This window comes from Bacteroides hominis, assembly GCF_033042785.2.
GTDB classification, from domain to species: Bacteria; Bacteroidota; Bacteroidia; order Bacteroidales; family Bacteroidaceae; genus Bacteroides; species Bacteroides hominis.
Genome location: NZ_CP178829.1, coordinates 4,940,974 through 4,958,359 on the forward strand (window position 1 = coordinate 4,940,974; position 17,386 = coordinate 4,958,359).

Sequence of the window (17,386 nt, forward strand, 5' to 3'; positions counted from 1 at the left end):
CCCGACCACTTGCTCCTCAAAAAGTCTGAGGAGGCGGCTCCCGATGGTCACAAATTATTCACTAAAAGCAATTCAAAATGGAAAAGAAATATACGATAACTCTCCGTCTATCTTACGACCAATTCGCATGGCTCGGTGCGCTCTGCAGACGGAGCAAGCAGACCCAAAGCGCAGTCATCCGTTCGCTCATCGAGAATGGAACAGTGCGTGAGCGAATAACAAAAGAACATATCCACATCATCCGTCAGTTGATAGGTGAAAGCACCAACCTAAACCAGTTGGCGAAGCAGGCAAACACCTACGGTTTCTTTGCCGTTGCCGAAAGATGCGAGGAGATGGCAGAGCATATTAACCAACTCATAAAGCAACTGAAAGATGATAGGTAAACAGACCAAAGGAACATCATTCAGTGGCTGTGTCCGCTATGTTCTCAATGAGGAGAAATCAAAATTGCTGGAAGCTGTCGGAGTGGATGGTACGCCCGAACAGATGGCGGAGCAATTTGAATTACAAGCATTGCTCAATAACAAGGTAAATAATATTGTCGAACACACCTCACTCAACTTCTCTCCTGAAGATGGCGAACGCTTGAAGTCTGATGATGCGTTGATGTTACAAATCGCCCACGACTATATGAAACTGATGGGCATCGAAAACACGCAATACATCATCGCCCGGCATATAGACCGTGAGCATCCGCATTGCCACATCGTTTTCAATCGGGTGGACAATGAAGGTAAAACGATTAGCGACAAAAACGACTTCCGCAGAAATGAAAAGGCGTGTAAGATGTTGACGGCAAAATACCGTTTGCACTTTGCCAATGGTAAAGACCGTATCAAAGAGGAACGCTTGCGCCCCTACAACCGTGCAAAGCACGAGATATACAAAGCATTGAAAGAGGAACTGCCCACAGCTCAAAATTGGGAAGAACTGAAAGATGCCCTTGCCGACCGTGACATTGATATGAAATTCAAGGTCAGCCGGACTACAAGAGAAATACTGGGTGTCAAGTTTAAGTACAACGGTTTTTCTTTCTCCGGCTCAAAAGTCAGCCGGGAGTTCAGCTATTTGAATATGAACAACCGATTGGAACAGAATGCTTGTGCATCCTCATTTGAATACCATAAACAAGGGGTCACGCATAAAGATGAAGAAGTGCAACAAAGCGTTTCCCATTCCGACAATGGTTCAAGTATCAGTCTTGGTCTGCTGAATGACAGTTCATCTTATGATGCCACTGCCTCAGAAGAAGCTGAGTTCAACCGTCTGATGAAAAAGAAAAAGGCTAAGCGCAAGCGAGGCTTTCATTTATAATTCACCATTTATTAACTTTTTAAATTCAATCAATTATGTTACAAAACGATTTGATTCTTGATTTCAATCTCTACTTGTGTGAGAAGTTCGGCTACAGAAACAGTTGTAGCGTGATGCAAAATGCCAATGGCTTTTGTGTGGACATCCGTGAGCGGGATTTGGACTGCTACATCCGCTTCTGGGAGTATAGTTGTGGAAGGGGTAACTTCCCCGACTGGAGCATCATCATTGTCCGCAGTAACTTCAAGAAGAACCAATCCGAAAGCCTGAAAGACTTGGCTCGATTCTTCAAGGAGTACATGCCTTGCTATGGGTACAAATACCTCTGTACCGAAGGCGATGACTACAAATATTATCAGACACTCGGTCTGAAACTTATCCATAAAGACCTATTCGGGCAAGATAACTATGGATTGGCGATGAAAGATTTGAATGTCTGAAACTTGGTTTAGAGTTAAGGAGGGGGATTTCCCCTCTCCTTTTCTCTTTTCGATATGCCCTAATGAGCAGATTCCTCCATTATGGATCAAATGGAAAGAACAATTTCAACTACTTCCTAGCAGAATACACTGCACTCGCTTTTTGCGGTTATAGTAGAGATAAAAAACGCAACATCCTAAACATTATGACTGATGCACTTCATTCATTTTATGCGATGAGGTGTGATGTGCTTGTGACAAGGGATGAAGGAATGCAAAGAAAAGCAGAAGCAGAGTTCAAACATTTCAATTCTCCCACGAGAATAATATCCATAGAAGAATTACAATCGTTCCTTGAAGAAGAACTGGAGCGCGAATATAACCTCAGTTATATTCAGAAAGAGGTTATTCCCAAGTACTCAATTGGTGAAGATCGAGGTGGTGATAAACTTGCATACAAAAATGTGCCGTCGCCAATATTTGGTTTGTTTACAAACTGTATAAAGATACCGAATGCACCCAACACATTGGCTTAAAAGTCAATCTCGCACCTAATGGATACGTTTACTATACAGAGCTAAAAAGATTTTTTAATTTACTAATGGAGGGGCTGTCTGATAAACGCGAAGCAACTTTCCGTAAGCAAGTAATTAAAAAGTTTTTATCAAGAGACAAAGATATTATTCTCTCAATAAGAACTTATTTTAACTACGACAGATGGAATGTTGAATTAGTCGCTAATCCAGAATCTCCAGTTCCTCTTCCAATGTTAATCATACGTAAGAGAGATAGGATTGATCTTGTATTAAGCAGAATAATTACAAAAATACATTCCGTATTGACGAACTTTTGCAAACCCTCTCTATAGACAGAGTATAAATTACCGCCGTCAGGTCATCGATGGACTTGTGAAGAACAGCTAAAAGTTTTTTTTCAAATCGTCTGCCAATAGTATATCTATAGGTGGATGATATTTGTCACATTTTTAACCAAGCGTAGCCTTCAAATATAGTCGTAGAGTTATTGAAATCAACTTTGATAATAAGAAAATTCACCCGAAATGTCATTTTTTTAATTGAAAGTGCAATTTACAAAGATATTTTGCGCATATTTGCACAATAATATTTTATAATAATATGAAATTAAATCGCATAAAGGAGGTTCTGGAAGAAAAAGGTATCTCCCAAACATGGCTAGCAAAGAAGCTCGACAAAAGTTTCAATACGGTAAATTCGTATGTGTGTAACCGCTCTCAGCCAAACCTTGAAACACTCCTCGAAATATCAAAAATCTTGTCTGTTGACTTGAAGGACTTGATTGCTGATGAAGAGGAACGTATCATCTAAAATGTTCTAGAAGAAATGACATTAAAAGAAATCTTAGATATAGAAGAACGTTTGTTGAAAGAAGGGATCTCAACAAGTTCCGAATTAAACGAACGCATTCTAAAGGAGTCATACAAGCAGATACACGCCGAGGTGGTAAACGCCCTGGTGTATAAGTATGTCAATCTTCGCATTCAAGAGTTTGGCATGGATACCTTCATTACCTACTTTGAAGGTGCGTTATCTGATTGTTCACTATTTGAAGATGTCGACCTTGAAGTTTCCGCAATTCCTGCATTGTGTGAGCAACTTCATATCGCCTACTTAAATAGCATCTTTGGTGTTAGGAATAACACTATAGTCAGAAAGAAAAGTAAGGAAAATCTTATTGAAAGCGGAGCTGTTTACACCCAGGATGAAATCGCATATTCTATTGTTAAGCGCACAATGGATAATTTGGCGTGTGACTTAAAAGACGCTAACATCCTCGATTTCGCTACAGGTACTGGTAGATTCTACAAACAGGTCGTTCGTTACTTCAAAGAAAAAGGTATAGAAGCAGAGCAATCTGTTTTGTACCAAATTTATGCTATTGATATAGACCCTATAGCAGTAAACATTTCAAGAATATCAGCCTTGAGCTATTTGCACGAAATATCCTTCGACACAATGAAGACTGTTTCGGAGCATATTATTTGCCGAAATGCTCTTATTAATGATTTATTCTTTAGTGAGCTGTCGATTAAGCCTGAAGATATGAAAGGATTGCATGTGGGTAAGTTCGATGCTATCGTTTCTAATCCTCCATACCTTGTCCTGAAACCAAACAAGCGCAAGATGGACGAAAAAACTGTTGAGAGCATCAATAGCCTTGCCAAGTATTTCAGGACATCACAATACTACCAGTATGCGATCGAAGGAATGCTGAACTTGTATCAACTTTCACTTGAGGCGATGATGTCGATGTTAAAGGAGGATGGTCAGATGGGTATTATTTGTCCATCAACTCTTTTTGCCGACATTTCAGCCAGCAAACTGAGAAAGTACTTCTTGAGGGCGCACAATGTGTATTACATAAAGTATTTCTCGGAGGATGATCCATTGTTTGATAATGTTACCCAAGCCACTTGTATATTCCATTTGCAGAAGGGAACTCCTACGACAAATATCAACATAGAGAATCATTGTAGGAAGTACAACATATCTATAAACGATGTGAAACTTATATTCGATGAGAATTGGGAAATACCTTCTGTAGAAGAAGTTGAGTGGAAGATATTAAAGAAGCTCAAAGGGTGTTCCAAACTAAAGGAAAACAAATCTGTTCGCAATAAAAGAGGTGAATTGGATTTGACACTCTATGAAAGCTATGTAACATCTGAGCCAACTGAATATCGTCTTGTCAGAGGAAATATGATTTCAATTGACGGATTGCGAGATACCAACCATGAATATGTGATGCCTTCATTCTTAGAAAAGAAATCCGAAGACTTCAAAAAGAACGACTTCGGCAGAAAGAGGCTTATCTGTCAGCAGATTTCCAATCAGACGCAGAATATCAGATTGCGCTTTGTCTATTCCGAGTCACAAGACATCTTAGGCAATTCATGTAATTACATTTCTTCAAGCGAAGACAACTTGGCAAAACTGAATGTGTTAATGAATAGTGCTCTGCTCAATTGGCGATTCAAGGTCACAAGTACCAACAATCACATCAACAATTACGAGTTGGATGAGCTGCCTTTGATCGATTTGGATTTGGTAACTTCAGACGTTATTGAATTAGACGAAAAGGAGCGTAACCAAAAAATATGCTCTCTCTATGGATTGAAGGGAGAGGAAATTAACTTTATAATACAGCAGCATTATGAAACTATATAATCACGTTGCATACAAGATGTGCCAACACGAAATGGACATGGCGCAACATATCCCTGCAGGTGGTAACTGGAAAAATATACCTGAGGAAATAACGGACAATCGACTCGCCAACATTCGTAATGGTGGAGGAAGAACAACATACTACGGTCGACTCACATGGGACAAACCGAGTTATACAATAAACACATTCTTCAACCGGGTACCTAACGGATGCAACTTGCACCCAGAACAGATGCGAGTTATGTCTACTCGTGAAGCTGCACGCTTTCAGTCATTCCCAGATGATTTTGTGTTTATTGGGAAAACCAAATCTGGCATATACAAGCAGATAGGTAATGCTGTACCTCCATTGCTTGCAAGAATGATTTCCACCTTAATCAAACCTCATCTTGATAGCTACAACATAGTAGACTTATTTGCTGGATGCGGAGGATTGTCTGAGGGCTTCATTCAGAATGGTTTTAATCTTCTTGCTGCAAACGAGTTTGATGCAAGCGTATTTGAAACCAACAAATACAACCACTCGAAGTATGCAAGTGAGGATAAGTTTATACTTGGTGACATCACGAAAGACGAAACCAAGCAACGTATCTATGACGCATGCGAAGGTAGGCAAGTTGATGTAATTCTTGGTGGTCCTCCATGTCAAGGCTTCTCATACGCAGGATGGCGCGATCCTGAAGACAAGCGAAACCAGCTCTTCAGAGATTTTGTTGACATAGTAACAACCCTCAAGCCAAAGTTTTTTGTCATGGAAAATGTGTCAGGCATATTAACCATGAGAAAAGGCGAAGCTATCAAGGAGATTATCCATGCTTTTGCTAATACTGGTTATTATGTCAATAATCCTCTAAAGCTAACTGCCGCAGATTTTGGTGTACCTCAGAAGAGAAAGCGTGTAATTCTTATTGGCTGCAGAGAAAACATTACTATTGGTCAGCCAGCACCTTTGTTCTCGGATAAGAAAGAGGGCTTATTTCCTTTGCCTCAGTATGTTTCGGTGAGAGAAGCTATTGGTTCTTTCCCTGCAATTCCAGATGGTGGAGGTGAAGAAGAAATGGAAATCACGATTGACAATCCATCTGCTTATGACAGACTGATGGCTAAAGAAATTTCATTCGACGAGTTTTATCAGATTAAGCTAAACAAAATGTAATCATGGGAGAGGCTCATGCCTCTTCCATTTTATTCTATGATTTTATACAATCACGTTGCACATAAGATTGGTGCATACGCACAAGAACTTGCAAGGCACATACCACAGGGAGGTAACTGGAAGGATATACCTTTGTCCATCTCTGACAGAAGGCTTGATGGCATTCGTGCAACAGGAGGAAGAACTACCTACTATGGAAGAATGCGATGGGATGCTCCAAGCTACACCATAGCAACATATTTCAACCATGTGGGTAACGGATGCAATCTACACCCAAGCCAAGACAAAGTAATGTCAACTCGTGAAGCTGCGAGGCTTCAGTCATTCCCTGACGATTTTGTTTTTGTGGGTTCAAAGGCATCACAATTCAAGCAAATAGGTAATGCTGTGCCTCCTTTGTTGAGTCGCTTTGTGTCAACTTTGATAAAACCGCACTTAGACAGTTATAACTTTGTTGATCTGTTTGCTGGGTGTGGTGGATTGTCAGAAGGTTTCATCCAAAACGGTTTTAACCTGTTGGCAGCAAACGAAATTGACAAGAACATCATCAAGACGAATATTCTTAACCATTCAAAATACGCGAGCGAGGATAAATTCATCTTAGGTGATATTACATCAGACGAAACCAAGCAACGTATCTATGACGCATGCGAAGGTAGGCAAGTTGATGTAATTCTTGGTGGCCCTCCATGTCAAGGTTTCTCTTATGCAGGATGGCGCGACCCTAACGACCAACGCAATCAACTATTTAGAGAATGCGTTGCCGTCGTTCGAGTTCTAAAGCCCAAATTCTTTATCATGGAGAATGTGTTAGGCATTTTAACCATGAGGCAAGGCGAAGCCATAAAAGACATCATCCATGCATTTAGGGATGAGGGTTATCACGTTGGTACTCCTTTGAAATTAAATGCCATGTGGTTTGGAGTGCCTCAAAAACGTAAACGTGTGTTTATCATAGGTTCTTTAGACCCTACTATAAACTTTGATCAGCCTACACCTCTGTTTGATGATAAGGATACATCTTTACCAGAACCAGTAACCGTTCGAGATGCAATCGGAAGCATGCCAGAGATTGAGAATGGAGGTGGAGTGCTTGAAATGGAATGGAACATATCCAACCCTACACCATACGATTTACTCATGCAAAGACAGATAGATTTTTCGCAATTCTACGAAATGTATGCTCATAAAGGATAATAGTGGAGGATACCCCTCCACTATTATTGTAGTACGCTCGGCACAAGCATTATCTAACGGATGCAAGTCCCTAACGTGGCCAAATAGCGGCAAGCGTATAGCCCAAGGCAAGGGTGTTCATCGCGAGGTGAAATCTGAAGGAAGCCGACGGCAAACATCTAGCCTGATGAACAGAAACTTCATACAAGGCATATGACCGTGGGTAAGGTTGCTACACAAACCAAAGCCCAATAGCTATTCGGAACGGTCGGTGTAAATGAAGCAAGTATAAGGTGGAAAGATAATGCCCTTATCCGGGGAGGGTTCACGGACACGACAAATAGCTTTTTTTACGAAAGTTGTGGAGTAAAGCTTGCCGTGAGAAGTCGGCAAATGCCATAGTAGTGGGGGGAGTCAATACCCCCCAGGCTGTCCGAAAACTATTTTTTGCTTTCTTTTTGTCTGTCATTCTATGTATAACGAAGAATTTGTAAGTTCAAAGCGGATATATTCAGATTCTTTACTCCATTCAGAATGACAAAATGATAGTACTCGAAGAGTTTTCGGACAACCTCCCACGAAGGGCAGAACCTAACAATTAAGCGAAAGTAATTGAAACGTACTGTATGGAAGGAAGAATGCAGAAAACATCAGCCCAAGCTAATGACTGCCCTCAAAGAAACAGGTCGGCAACCAAACGGTATGAGGGAGTGCAGACTTTCATGTGGATATGTGAAGACAACTTCGCGGAAGTACCATTCGACAAGGCACATTTATTGGAACTCATTCTCAGCCCCGACAATCTCAACCGCGCCTACAAGGCCGTGGTAGGGAACAAGGGCAGTGGCAGTATTGACAAGATGTCGTGTGAGCAGTTGCTGCCGTGGTTCTTGGCCAACAAGGATGAGTTGACAAGTTCATTGCAACAAGGGACATACCGTCCCAATCCTGTGCCTAGGGTAGAGATACCCAAGGACAACGGCAAGAAGCGACTATTGGGCATCCCCACGGTGGTAGACCGATTAGTCCAGCAATCCATCAATCAGGTACTGACCCCAATTTATGAGCGACAGTTCTCCAAGACGAGCTACGGTTTCCGTCCCAAGAGGAGCTGCCATGATGCACTTCGGAAAGCGCAAGAGATAGTTGACGAGGGCTACAAATATGTGGTCGACCTCGACCTTGAACGCTTTTTCGATACCGTAAACCACAGCAGGCTCATAGATATCCTCAGCCGCACGATAACAGACGGCAGGGTAGTCAGTCTGATACACAAATATCTAAGCAGTGGTGTAATCAACCGGGGATTGTTTGAAGCGAGCGAGGATGGCACACCGCAAGGCGACCCTCTCAGTCCGTTGTTGGGCAATGTAATGCTCAACGAATTGGACAAAGAGCTCGAACGCAGAGGTCATCCCTTTGTACGTTATGCCGATGATGCCATGATATTCTGTAAATCCAAACGCGCTGCGTGGCGTGTAAAGGCAAGTATCACACGATTTATAGAGGAGAGGCTCTTTCTGAAAGTAAATCGGGAGAAAACTGTAGTGTCTTATGTACGGGGGGGGATAAAGTCCTCGGCTACTCCTTTTATGTAAACAAAGGCAAATGCCTGCTTACAGTACACCCCAAAACCAAGATGAAAGCCAAGCTCAAAGAGCTGACGAGTCGCAGTAACGGTTGGGGGCATGAACGCAGGAAACAGAAGCTGAAAGAGTACATACGAGGTTGGATAGGGTACTATCATCTTGCCCAGATAAAACGGCTTTGCCTTGAAACCGATGAATGGTTAAGGCGACGGATACGGATGTGTATATGGAAATGTTGGAAAAAACCCAAGACGAGGATAACCAACCTCAAACGATGTGGAATAGCCGAATGGCAAGCCTATCAATGGGGTAACACACGTCTTGGTTATTGGCGTATAGCCGCCAGCCCAATCTTGACACGAGCCATATCAAATGAGAATTTGAGAAAGGCAGGGTACGTCACGCTTACGGATAGTTATCTCGAATGGTACCCAAAATAGGAACCGCCGTATACCGAACGGCACGTGCGGTGGTGTGAGAGGTCGGAAAACGAAAGTAGGAAGAAAACTTTCGTTTTCTTCCTACTCGATTTTTTACTCATTGTCATCAAAGCCGGATTCTGCAACCATGGTTGAAGAGAAGTAGTCTTCATCCATCTGGTAATACTTGATGCCCCATTCGGCTTCTGCTATCTTCTTTGATACATCGTAAATCAGCTCCTTTAGCTTTGAGTCCGCTCTGTTGTGTTGTTGTGAGTTAATCAATAAGACGATAGAACGTAAGTCTGGATTATGCTCGTCTACAATGAAGTTGTTCTTTCGGTTAGTTTTCTGACCAAATTCTTCAAGACTTTCAAAGGCAATGCGCACATAACGCTCTTGGTTGTTGCGCTTGTTTTTACTATCCAGAGGCGATGCAAGTATTGTCATACGATCAAGATATTTCAAATCGAAATTTTCAAATCGATAATCCATCATCGAATACTCTGGATGGAGATAGCGCATGAGGAAGTCACGTCCAGTTGCCTTGTAAATCAACGAGAGAATGTACAAAATATTCTGGTGAGTTTTCGCCATAATCGAACTTGCCTTTTTCGCATCAATATCATTCTGTATGCAATTTTTTAGCAAATCCCAAATATACTTTGAGTGCCAGCTTATTACTTGCTCACCCTTGTTCTCAAGTCGGATCAATTCGTCCACATCCGCTTTTGTGAAGCGATTGTTTTTTGCACTATTGCAACTTCTACACATAGGCGCAAAGTGTTTGCTATGACAGAAGCCAAGAGATACTGGGCCTATATGGTCAGCACTCATCACATCTACCGTTCCACACATAGGACATGGCATTGGTGGGCACTTGTGAAACTCACCCATAAGCCGGTTTGCAAGATTATAATCGCCATCTGACCAATCCTCGTAAGCACGACGATCCTGAGTATAGGTCTTCATGTTCTCATCGTGACGACCTGTATCTTTAATCTTTCTACAGCAAAGTGCATAAGAGTGGAATCCATTGTAACGATCTGGTGGATTACACATTACACCAGGAGAGAAGAAGCTGCTTTCGTTATCTATCAGCTCAACCTTTATTGTATTGATGAGTTCTTCTGCATCCCTTGGAATGGGAAGCTTAAACATGCGTGCTATTGTAGCTAACTGAGCATTTGTCTTACAGAACTCAGCCACAAACTCACGGATAGTATAGTCTGTTTGTGATAGATTCAAGCCGAACGCATCGTTCAGTTTTTTGAGTGTTCTGAGTGTTGGGTATTCATAAAAGATGCTTCGCTCTTCTCCGCAACATTGGCATACATGCTTACCTGTTGGATGAATCATACGAGCAACCTTAGCATAACAGCCTTTCTGAATTGTTACACCAAGTCTTTTGCAGGTTACATCCCACCAAGCCTGTCGTTTCTGACCTTTAAGTGATTTGCCAGTTACAACCCAATTAACTCTGCCATCCTTACCACGCTCGTAATACAAGCCTTTGTAGTTTGGATGAGCAACAATCATTTCTACGTATTTGTCGTAGTTTGGGTGATATTCCATTTCTGCCATGATAGATTCTGATTAAAAGCTATGAACTTTGATTATTTCATCAGCAACCTTAACGATGTATTCATTTACAGCCTTGTCAGCTTCGTCAAAGTTGTTTGCTTGGATAAGATTTACGATTGCATTTAATTCGTCGCTATCAGCAGCAACATAGTACTTAACCTTACGATTCTTCTTGTTGCCTAAGTCGTTCAGACTTTCAAAAGCAATACGAATGTAGCGATACTCGTTTTTCTCCTTATTTTTAGAAACCTTCTTTGTTGATTTGATTTCAAGTTTACTTAAATCAGTAAGATCAAGGTTCTTGAACTTATGATCAAAGTAAGCATAATCAGGATGAAGATATTTAGCCTTCAAGAAGTCTTCTCCTGTTGCAGAGTAGATAAGATAGAACAGATATAGTACATTCTTGTGGCATACGTTCATTATGTCACTTGCAATCTTGGCTGTATTGTCGTCCGTAACTTTGCCTTTGACATAATCCCAGACGTGTTTTGAATGCCAGCTGATAACGGTATTGCCAGCATCCTCCAATTGTACTAACTGATCTACATCGGATTTTGAAAGGCGATTATTCTTAGAACTATTGCAGCTACGACATAATGGTGCAAAGTGTTTACTATGACAGAAGCCTAAAGAAATAGGACCTATGTGGTCGGCTGTCATCTTTCGCTTTCCTTTGCTATTGCATTTAGGGCAAACAATGGCAGGTTGCTTATTAAATTCACCCATCAAATGATTAGCGAGATTCCAGTTTCCATCTGCCCATTCCTCGTATGCTCTTCTGTCCTGAGCATAGGTCTTCATGTTAGAATCATGACGTCCCTTGTCTTTAATCTTTCTGCAACAAAGTCCGTAAGAATGAAGACCATCAAAACGGTCTGGGCAATTAGACATTACTCCAGGAGAGAAATATGACGAATCAGCATTAACATGATTTTCGTACACTTGTGTTCTTAATTCGTCTTTAGACAAACCTTTTGGCAGTTTGAATATAGTAGCGAACTTATCTACGAGTTCTTGTGATGAAGCAAACTTGTCAATAATCTCACCTATGGTGTATGTGGTTTGCTTTATTACTTCATCAATAATCTCATTGATTTTCTTAAGCGTTGGGAGCTGAGGGTATTCATAGTTGATGCTGAGTTCCTTGCCACAACATTGGCATACATGCTTGCCAGTCGGATGTATCATGCGAACAACCTTGCCATAGCATCCTTTGTCAAGAGGAATACCATACTCCTTGCATTTCTCTTTCCACCACTCAAGGCGCTTTTCACCCACTACGGAAGAACCCGCAGCAACCCATTTTACTCGGTTGTTCTTATCGTTACGTGCAACATCAAGTCCTTCATAGTTCTTGTTGCTGACAATTGCTTCAACATATTTGTCAAAGTTCTTATGATATTTCATCTTACCCATAACTCAAATTTATTAAATTACGAGGACGAAAAAAGCCCTCCTTTTCTAAGAAAAGAGGGCGTGGCAGCGATTGATACCAAGGCCTAGCACAGCCTTCATCAGACAACAATCATTCTGTCCACGCCCTTGTATGGAGCGCAGACACCCGTTGTCTTGGCTGAACTGATGAGTTATTGAAGTGCTAGTTCTGGTATCTCAGTCGAGTCAAGGATGTCCAAAACTCATATTTCTTTTATATCACTTTGTTATATTTTAGTTCGACATTTGCTTAATTATAAACTGCAAAGTTACACTTTTTTCAGCGAATAACCCCAAACTAATACACTTTTTCCAACGAATAATCTGTATATAGCTACATTTTTTTGAGCCAATCACATATTTTCGTGCAAAAATTCGATGCAAACCACAGAAATCCCAAGAAAACCACTACCTTTGTATTCAGCAAGCGTTCTGTAGCATCCATGCGGAAATCCACTATCGTTCAATACATTGTATCTGATAGCGGACATTCACAAAATGGCTGAAAGAAAGCGGTACAACACGTATATGCAAAACAATGAAATACAACGATTTGCATTTGTCCCTACATTCTGTGTACTTGTAAAAACGAAAGTTGTACCGATTAAAATGAATAGCCACTGATAATCAGTGATGTAAATATGCTGCATCGGCAAATAGAAGCCGATAAAAGCAATTAATCCTTATTAGTAACGATAGTTTGAGATTGTACCAGAACTTATGTAGGCTAATTTTTGCCTACATAACAGCTTACATTAGAATAGAGGTTATCCACTATTTTGTTTATCCCTGCCTTTCACCCGGTTAATTCCCTATTCACCAATAGATTAATAATAAGTATTTTAATGCTAACCGCTTCATATATGGCAATAAAAAAAGGCTATCTATCCCAGACAGCCAATCTTTTGTTAACCTTAAATCTAATACTATGAAAAACACATTGCAAAGATACGGACTTCTGGTAATTTTGCAAATTTGCAAAGCAAAACAGGATATCTTATAACATGGTTTAATAGAAGAGCCATGATGTTAACATTTAGCCTTTCTTTTGTTAACATTTAACAGACTTATAAAGATTTAGCGAAATAGAAGATACATAGATGCTAAAGTCAGGCAAATGGTGCTAAAGAGGGTTTATTCGGATAACAAATTCCCCAATGAACTGTTTTTGAGGATAATAATCCTCAAAAATAATCCTATATGAACAGATTTGAAAATAAAACAGCCGTTATCACGGGCGCTGCCGGTGGAATTGGCGAAGCAACCACACGCCGCATTGTATCCGAAGGTGGGAAAGTTGTTATAGCCGACCACTCAAAAGAAAGAGCAGAACAACTTGCTACCGAACTCAATGCTTTAGGAGCAGATGTACGCCCGATCTATTTTTCTGCAACAGAATTGCAGAGTTGCAAAGAGTTGATCGCCTTTGCCATAAAAGAATACGGGCAGGTAGATGTATTGGTAAACAACGTAGGAGGTACAAATCCTAAACGGGATACCGACATTGAGACACTGGACATGGATTACTTCGACGAAGCTTTCCATCTTAATTTATCTTGTACCATGTACCTCTCCCAACTGGTTATCCCCATAATGAACGCACATGGCGGTGGCAATATTGTGAACGTAGCCTCAGTCAGTGGAATTACAGCTGATGCGAACGGCACTCTTTATGGAGCAAGCAAAGCAGGAGTCATCAATCTGACCAAATACATTGCGACACAAACAGGAAAGAAAAACATACGATGCAATGCTGTAGCCCCGGGACTGATTCTCACACCTGCAGCATTAAACAACCTGAATGAAGATATACGGAACGTATTTCTCGGACAATGTGCGACACCATATTTAGGAGAACCGCAAGACATCGCCGCAACAATTGCTTTTCTGGCTTCCGAAGACGCGCGATACATTACCGGGCAAACAATAGTAGTAGACGGCGGGCTGACCATACACAATCCAACGGTAAACCTGGCATAAAAGATTCTCCTTTTACCCCAAACATATTATATCCCAAACAGTAGAAAAATGCTGTTTGGGAAAAATATTTCTCTTTTCCTCTCGATGTTACCGATAAGAAACATATTTTTGTGACCGATCAGTAACAATAATATAAAGCCATGGAAAAAGAGTTTATCAAAAACAGACAGGTAACAGAGCTAATCCTCATCAAAGCAGTAGACGAATTAATCGAAGAGAAAGGTTTCGAAGGATTAGGCATCAATGCAGTAGCAGCAAAAGCCGGAGTATCAAAAATGTTGATCTACCGTTATTTCAACTCTTTAGAAGGTCTGATAGCAGCATATATCGGCCAACATGATTATTGGATTAACTTTGACGGAGCACTACCGGATAAAAACCACCTTGGTGAATTCATCAAAGAAATGTTCCGGAAACAAATCATAATAATGCGAAAAAGCTACACTTTGAAACGACTATACAGATGGGAACTCACGTCAGACAACAATTTTATAAAAGACCTCCGCGAGAAAAGAGAAGCCAAGGGCATTTGGCTGATAGATGCTGTAAGCAAACTGTCAAAACACCCGCAAAAAGAAATAGCAGCCCTTGCCACTATCATTACAGCAGCCATCAGTTATCTCACGTTGCTGGAAGAAAACTGTTCTACCTTCAATGGTCTCAAACTTCAGGAAGAGAGCGGTTGGAAAGAACTGGAAGACGGAATCAACATATTAGTGGACCTATGGTTAGAAAAGCAATAACAAAAAATGAAAAAGATGATAACGATTGGAATTTGCATACTGGCAATATTACTCAACGGATGCAATAAAGATATAATAGAATACAGCAATAATGATCTCAGATCGGCCTATTAATTATGGAAACAATAACAGATGACTATCTATTCATGATAGAACAAGCCACTAAAGCTCCTTCGGGACATAACACCCAACCTTGGTTATTTCGTATCGTAGAAGCAGGTATTGAGATTCATCCGGATAAAACTAAAACACTATCAATTGTGGATGGAAACCGGCGTGAAATGTTCATCTCCCTGGGATGTGCAACTGAAAATTTGTGCCTGGCTGCACAAACTAAAGGATATTCAACCCAAGTAAACATTGCAGATAATGGGAATATCACAGTAAAACTCCAGCCCAATGCAGGCGTAATTACCCCTTCTTCTATCATTGTACAAATTGGCAAGCGGCAAACCAACAGAAGTATATATACAGGACAACTGATTCCGGAAGAAATGATACACAAGTTGCTTTCAATACCGAAAGCAGCAACAGTACAGCTCCATTGCTGGAAAATCGGAACGCCTGAGTTCGACAGAGTTCGTTACTATGTTCTGAGGGGGAATACAATCCAGATGACCGACTTCCACTTCAAGAATGAGTTGAAAAACTGGATGAGGTTCAATAAGAAGCATGCAGAATCGACCAAAGATGGCTTAAGTTATGCTGTTTTTGGTGCACCTAACTTACCACAATGGTTATCTCGCCACATCATGAATGCTTGTCTGACTCCCAAAATACAAAATAAAAGTGATGAAAAAAAGCTCCGATCGTCTTCACACATCATGCTGTTCTGTGCCGAGAAAGATACTCCGAAAGATTGGATTAATCTGGGAAGATCTTTAGAGTGCTTTCTGCTGAAAACAACGGAAATCGGTGTGTCCACCGCTTTTATCAATCAACCATGCGAAGTGGAAATCCTCTCTGAACAAATGCAAAGAGAACTGCTAAACAATAAAAAAACTGAAATACCGTGTGTTTTACTCCGTATGGGATATAGCAGTCCAATGCCCTACTCGCCAAGAAAAAATCTTCATGAAGTGCTGATGCCCTAAAAACTTCCTTTTATAAAACCTAAACCTTTGGACAATTGTTAGTATCTTCGCCCTACATTTTAAATCTGAAATATCGTTTTACCAATTAAAAGAATCCAATGATTATTCGTACCATACTCGATACAGACCTTTACAAATTCACTACCTCGTATGCTTACATTAAACTATTCCCGTATGCGATGGGCACTTTCAGTTTCAAAGACAGGGATGAAACTGAATACAGCGACGAGTTTGTAGAAAGACTGAAAACTGAAATCAGTCGCTTATCGCATGTAGCACTGACTGGAGAAGAACTGGAGTACATGGTGAAGAACTGCCGTTTCCTCCCCAGAGTCTATTGGGAATGGCTCTCTTCTTTCCGTTTCCAACCGGAAAAAATAGAAGTCCGTTTGGACGAAGATCGACACCTCCACATAGAGATCAGTGATTACCTTTATAAGGCAACGCTTTATGAAGTACCTTTACTTGCCATCGTTTCCGAGATAAAGAATCAATCATCCGGCAATATCGCCAGTATGGGAGATATCTTGTGTAAACTATCCGAAAAGGCAGAACTATCCAACAAGCATCAACTGTTTTTCTCTGAATTCGGAACACGAAGACGCTTCTCATTCGACGTGCAGGATCAAGTCATCGGACACCTGAGACAAACAGCCCGCTATTGCATCGGCACCTCCAACTGCCATTTCGCCATGAAATACGGCATGAAACCCATGGGTACACATCCGCATGAATGGTTCATGTTTCATGGAGCACAATTCGGTTATAAACACGCCAATTACATGGCTCTTGAAAATTGGGTAAATGTATACGACGGGGACCTCGGCATCGCCTTGTCCGACACCTATACATCTGCCATCTTTTTAAGCAACCTGAGTCGTAAACAAGCCAAATTGTTTGATGGTGTAAGATGTGACTCAGGCGATGAATTCAGGTTTATCGACCGATTGACTGCCCGTTACAAAGAGTTAGGCATTGACTCGACTACCAAGACAATCGTATTCAGCAATGCACTGGACTTTGACAAAGCACTGGACATTCAGGAGTATTGCCGGGGAAAAATCCGCTGTTCATTCGGTATCGGCACAAATCTGACTAATGATACCGGATTCAAGCCATCAAACATCGTCATGAAGCTATCGCAGTGCAAGATGAACCTGAATCAGGAATGGCGCGAATGCGTGAAGCTATCAGATGACATAGGGAAACATATCGGCAGCCCGGAAGAGGTACGTGCCTGTTTATACGATTTGCGGCTGGAATAAA

14 protein-coding genes and 1 pseudogene are annotated in these 17,386 nt (G+C 41.1%); 13 read left to right on the forward strand and 2 right to left on the reverse strand.

Features of this window, described 5'->3' with window-relative positions:
* Window positions 1-77 precede the first annotated feature (77 nt).
* The 9 genes and pseudogenes from R3O62_RS20800 to ltrA all read left to right on the forward strand — a co-directional run bounded on the left by R3O62_RS20800 (window position 78) and on the right by ltrA (window position 9,303).
* Entirely contained in the window at window positions 78-386 is a 309-nt protein-coding gene (locus R3O62_RS20800) for a MobC family plasmid mobilization relaxosome protein (RefSeq protein WP_250713824.1), read from the forward strand.
* Window positions 376-1,317 carry a relaxase/mobilization nuclease domain-containing protein gene (locus tag R3O62_RS20805; protein WP_269109855.1) on the forward strand — a complete coding sequence of 314 codons (942 nt, stop codon included), beginning with the start codon at window positions 376-378 and terminating at the stop codon, window positions 1,315-1,317. Before R3O62_RS20800 ends, R3O62_RS20805 begins: the two co-directional genes overlap by 11 nt.
* 35 nt (window positions 1,318-1,352) lie before the next feature.
* A complete protein-coding gene (locus tag R3O62_RS20810) occupies window positions 1,353-1,757 on the forward strand; it encodes a hypothetical protein (RefSeq protein ID WP_269109856.1) in 405 nt (134 codons plus the stop codon).
* A gap of 185 nt (window positions 1,758-1,942) precedes the next feature.
* Window positions 1,943-2,272: a hypothetical protein gene (locus tag R3O62_RS20815; protein ID WP_250713827.1), complete on the forward strand. Its 330-nt coding sequence runs from the start codon at window positions 1,943-1,945 to the stop codon at window positions 2,270-2,272.
* Between the two features lie 600 nt (window positions 2,273-2,872).
* Complete coding sequence (locus R3O62_RS20820) at window positions 2,873-3,082, forward strand: helix-turn-helix domain-containing protein (protein ID WP_250713828.1); 210 nt, start codon at window positions 2,873-2,875, stop codon at window positions 3,080-3,082.
* A gap of 15 nt (window positions 3,083-3,097) precedes the next feature.
* On the forward strand, window positions 3,098-4,942 hold the full coding sequence (locus R3O62_RS20825) for an Eco57I restriction-modification methylase domain-containing protein (RefSeq protein WP_250713829.1): 1,845 nt from the start codon (window positions 3,098-3,100) through the stop codon (window positions 4,940-4,942).
* The gene (gene dcm, locus R3O62_RS20830; protein WP_250713830.1) at window positions 4,929-6,098 is read left to right on the forward strand and encodes a DNA (cytosine-5-)-methyltransferase; all 1,170 of its coding nucleotides are present in this window, start codon (window positions 4,929-4,931) and stop codon (window positions 6,096-6,098) included. The genes R3O62_RS20825 and dcm (R3O62_RS20830) overlap by 14 nt, the downstream gene beginning before the upstream one ends.
* A gap of 36 nt (window positions 6,099-6,134) precedes the next feature.
* Complete coding sequence (gene dcm, locus R3O62_RS20835) at window positions 6,135-7,295, forward strand: DNA (cytosine-5-)-methyltransferase (RefSeq protein WP_269109857.1); 1,161 nt, start codon at window positions 6,135-6,137, stop codon at window positions 7,293-7,295.
* Window positions 7,296-7,900: 605 nt separating this feature from the next.
* Window positions 7,901-9,303: pseudogene (gene ltrA, locus R3O62_RS20840) on the forward strand (group II intron reverse transcriptase/maturase).
* A 93-nt stretch (window positions 9,304-9,396) separates the two neighbouring features.
* Here ltrA and R3O62_RS20845 read toward each other — a convergent pair.
* Both R3O62_RS20845 and R3O62_RS20850 read right to left on the reverse strand, forming a co-directional pair.
* Window positions 9,397-10,866 carry a restriction endonuclease gene (locus R3O62_RS20845; protein ID WP_250713832.1) on the reverse strand — a complete coding sequence of 490 codons (1,470 nt, stop codon included), beginning with the start codon at window positions 10,864-10,866 and terminating at the stop codon, window positions 9,397-9,399.
* Window positions 10,867-10,878: 12 nt separating this feature from the next.
* Window positions 10,879-12,285: a restriction endonuclease gene (locus tag R3O62_RS20850; protein ID WP_250713833.1), complete on the reverse strand. Its 1,407-nt coding sequence runs from the start codon at window positions 12,283-12,285 to the stop codon at window positions 10,879-10,881.
* 1,218 nt (window positions 12,286-13,503) lie between these two features.
* On the opposite strand from R3O62_RS20850, the gene R3O62_RS20855 reads away from it, so the two are divergent.
* The 4 genes from R3O62_RS20855 (at window position 13,504) to pncB (ending at window position 17,385) form a co-directional block, all read left to right on the forward strand.
* On the forward strand, window positions 13,504-14,283 hold the full coding sequence (locus R3O62_RS20855; protein ID WP_005821471.1) for an SDR family NAD(P)-dependent oxidoreductase: 780 nt from the start codon (window positions 13,504-13,506) through the stop codon (window positions 14,281-14,283).
* Between the two features lie 140 nt (window positions 14,284-14,423).
* On the forward strand, window positions 14,424-15,026 hold the full coding sequence (locus R3O62_RS20860) for a TetR/AcrR family transcriptional regulator (RefSeq protein WP_005807998.1): 603 nt from the start codon (window positions 14,424-14,426) through the stop codon (window positions 15,024-15,026).
* 116 nt (window positions 15,027-15,142) lie between these two features.
* Window positions 15,143-16,120: an Acg family FMN-binding oxidoreductase gene (locus tag R3O62_RS20865; RefSeq protein WP_195341258.1), complete on the forward strand. Its 978-nt coding sequence runs from the start codon at window positions 15,143-15,145 to the stop codon at window positions 16,118-16,120.
* A 98-nt stretch (window positions 16,121-16,218) separates the two neighbouring features.
* Window positions 16,219-17,385, forward strand: coding sequence for a nicotinate phosphoribosyltransferase (gene pncB / locus R3O62_RS20870; RefSeq protein ID WP_005821475.1), 1,167 nt, complete (start codon window positions 16,219-16,221; stop codon window positions 17,383-17,385).
* The last annotated feature ends 1 nt before the right edge of the window (window position 17,386 follow it).

What these genes read in the sequence shown, in the direction of transcription:
- R3O62_RS20800 (WP_250713824.1), top strand. Translation starts at nt 78, where the DNA reads ATGGAAAAGAAATATACGATAACTCTCCGTCTATCTTACGACCAATTC.
- R3O62_RS20805 (WP_269109855.1), top strand. Translation starts at nt 376, where the DNA reads ATGATAGGTAAACAGACCAAAGGAACATCATTCAGTGGCTGTGTCCGC.
- R3O62_RS20810 (WP_269109856.1), top strand. Translation starts at nt 1,353, where the DNA reads ATGTTACAAAACGATTTGATTCTTGATTTCAATCTCTACTTGTGTGAG.
- R3O62_RS20815 (WP_250713827.1), top strand. Translation starts at nt 1,943, where the DNA reads ATGACTGATGCACTTCATTCATTTTATGCGATGAGGTGTGATGTGCTT.
- R3O62_RS20820 (WP_250713828.1), top strand. Translation starts at nt 2,873, where the DNA reads ATGAAATTAAATCGCATAAAGGAGGTTCTGGAAGAAAAAGGTATCTCC.
- R3O62_RS20825 (WP_250713829.1), top strand. Translation starts at nt 3,098, where the DNA reads ATGACATTAAAAGAAATCTTAGATATAGAAGAACGTTTGTTGAAAGAA.
- dcm (WP_250713830.1), top strand. Translation starts at nt 4,929, where the DNA reads ATGAAACTATATAATCACGTTGCATACAAGATGTGCCAACACGAAATG.
- dcm (WP_269109857.1), top strand. Translation starts at nt 6,135, where the DNA reads ATGATTTTATACAATCACGTTGCACATAAGATTGGTGCATACGCACAA.
- R3O62_RS20845 (WP_250713832.1), bottom strand. Translation starts at nt 10,866, where the DNA reads ATGGCAGAAATGGAATATCACCCAAACTACGACAAATACGTAGAAATG.
- R3O62_RS20850 (WP_250713833.1), bottom strand. Translation starts at nt 12,285, where the DNA reads ATGGGTAAGATGAAATATCATAAGAACTTTGACAAATATGTTGAAGCA.
- R3O62_RS20855 (WP_005821471.1), top strand. Translation starts at nt 13,504, where the DNA reads ATGAACAGATTTGAAAATAAAACAGCCGTTATCACGGGCGCTGCCGGT.
- R3O62_RS20860 (WP_005807998.1), top strand. Translation starts at nt 14,424, where the DNA reads ATGGAAAAAGAGTTTATCAAAAACAGACAGGTAACAGAGCTAATCCTC.
- R3O62_RS20865 (WP_195341258.1), top strand. Translation starts at nt 15,143, where the DNA reads ATGGAAACAATAACAGATGACTATCTATTCATGATAGAACAAGCCACT.
- pncB (WP_005821475.1), top strand. Translation starts at nt 16,219, where the DNA reads ATGATTATTCGTACCATACTCGATACAGACCTTTACAAATTCACTACC.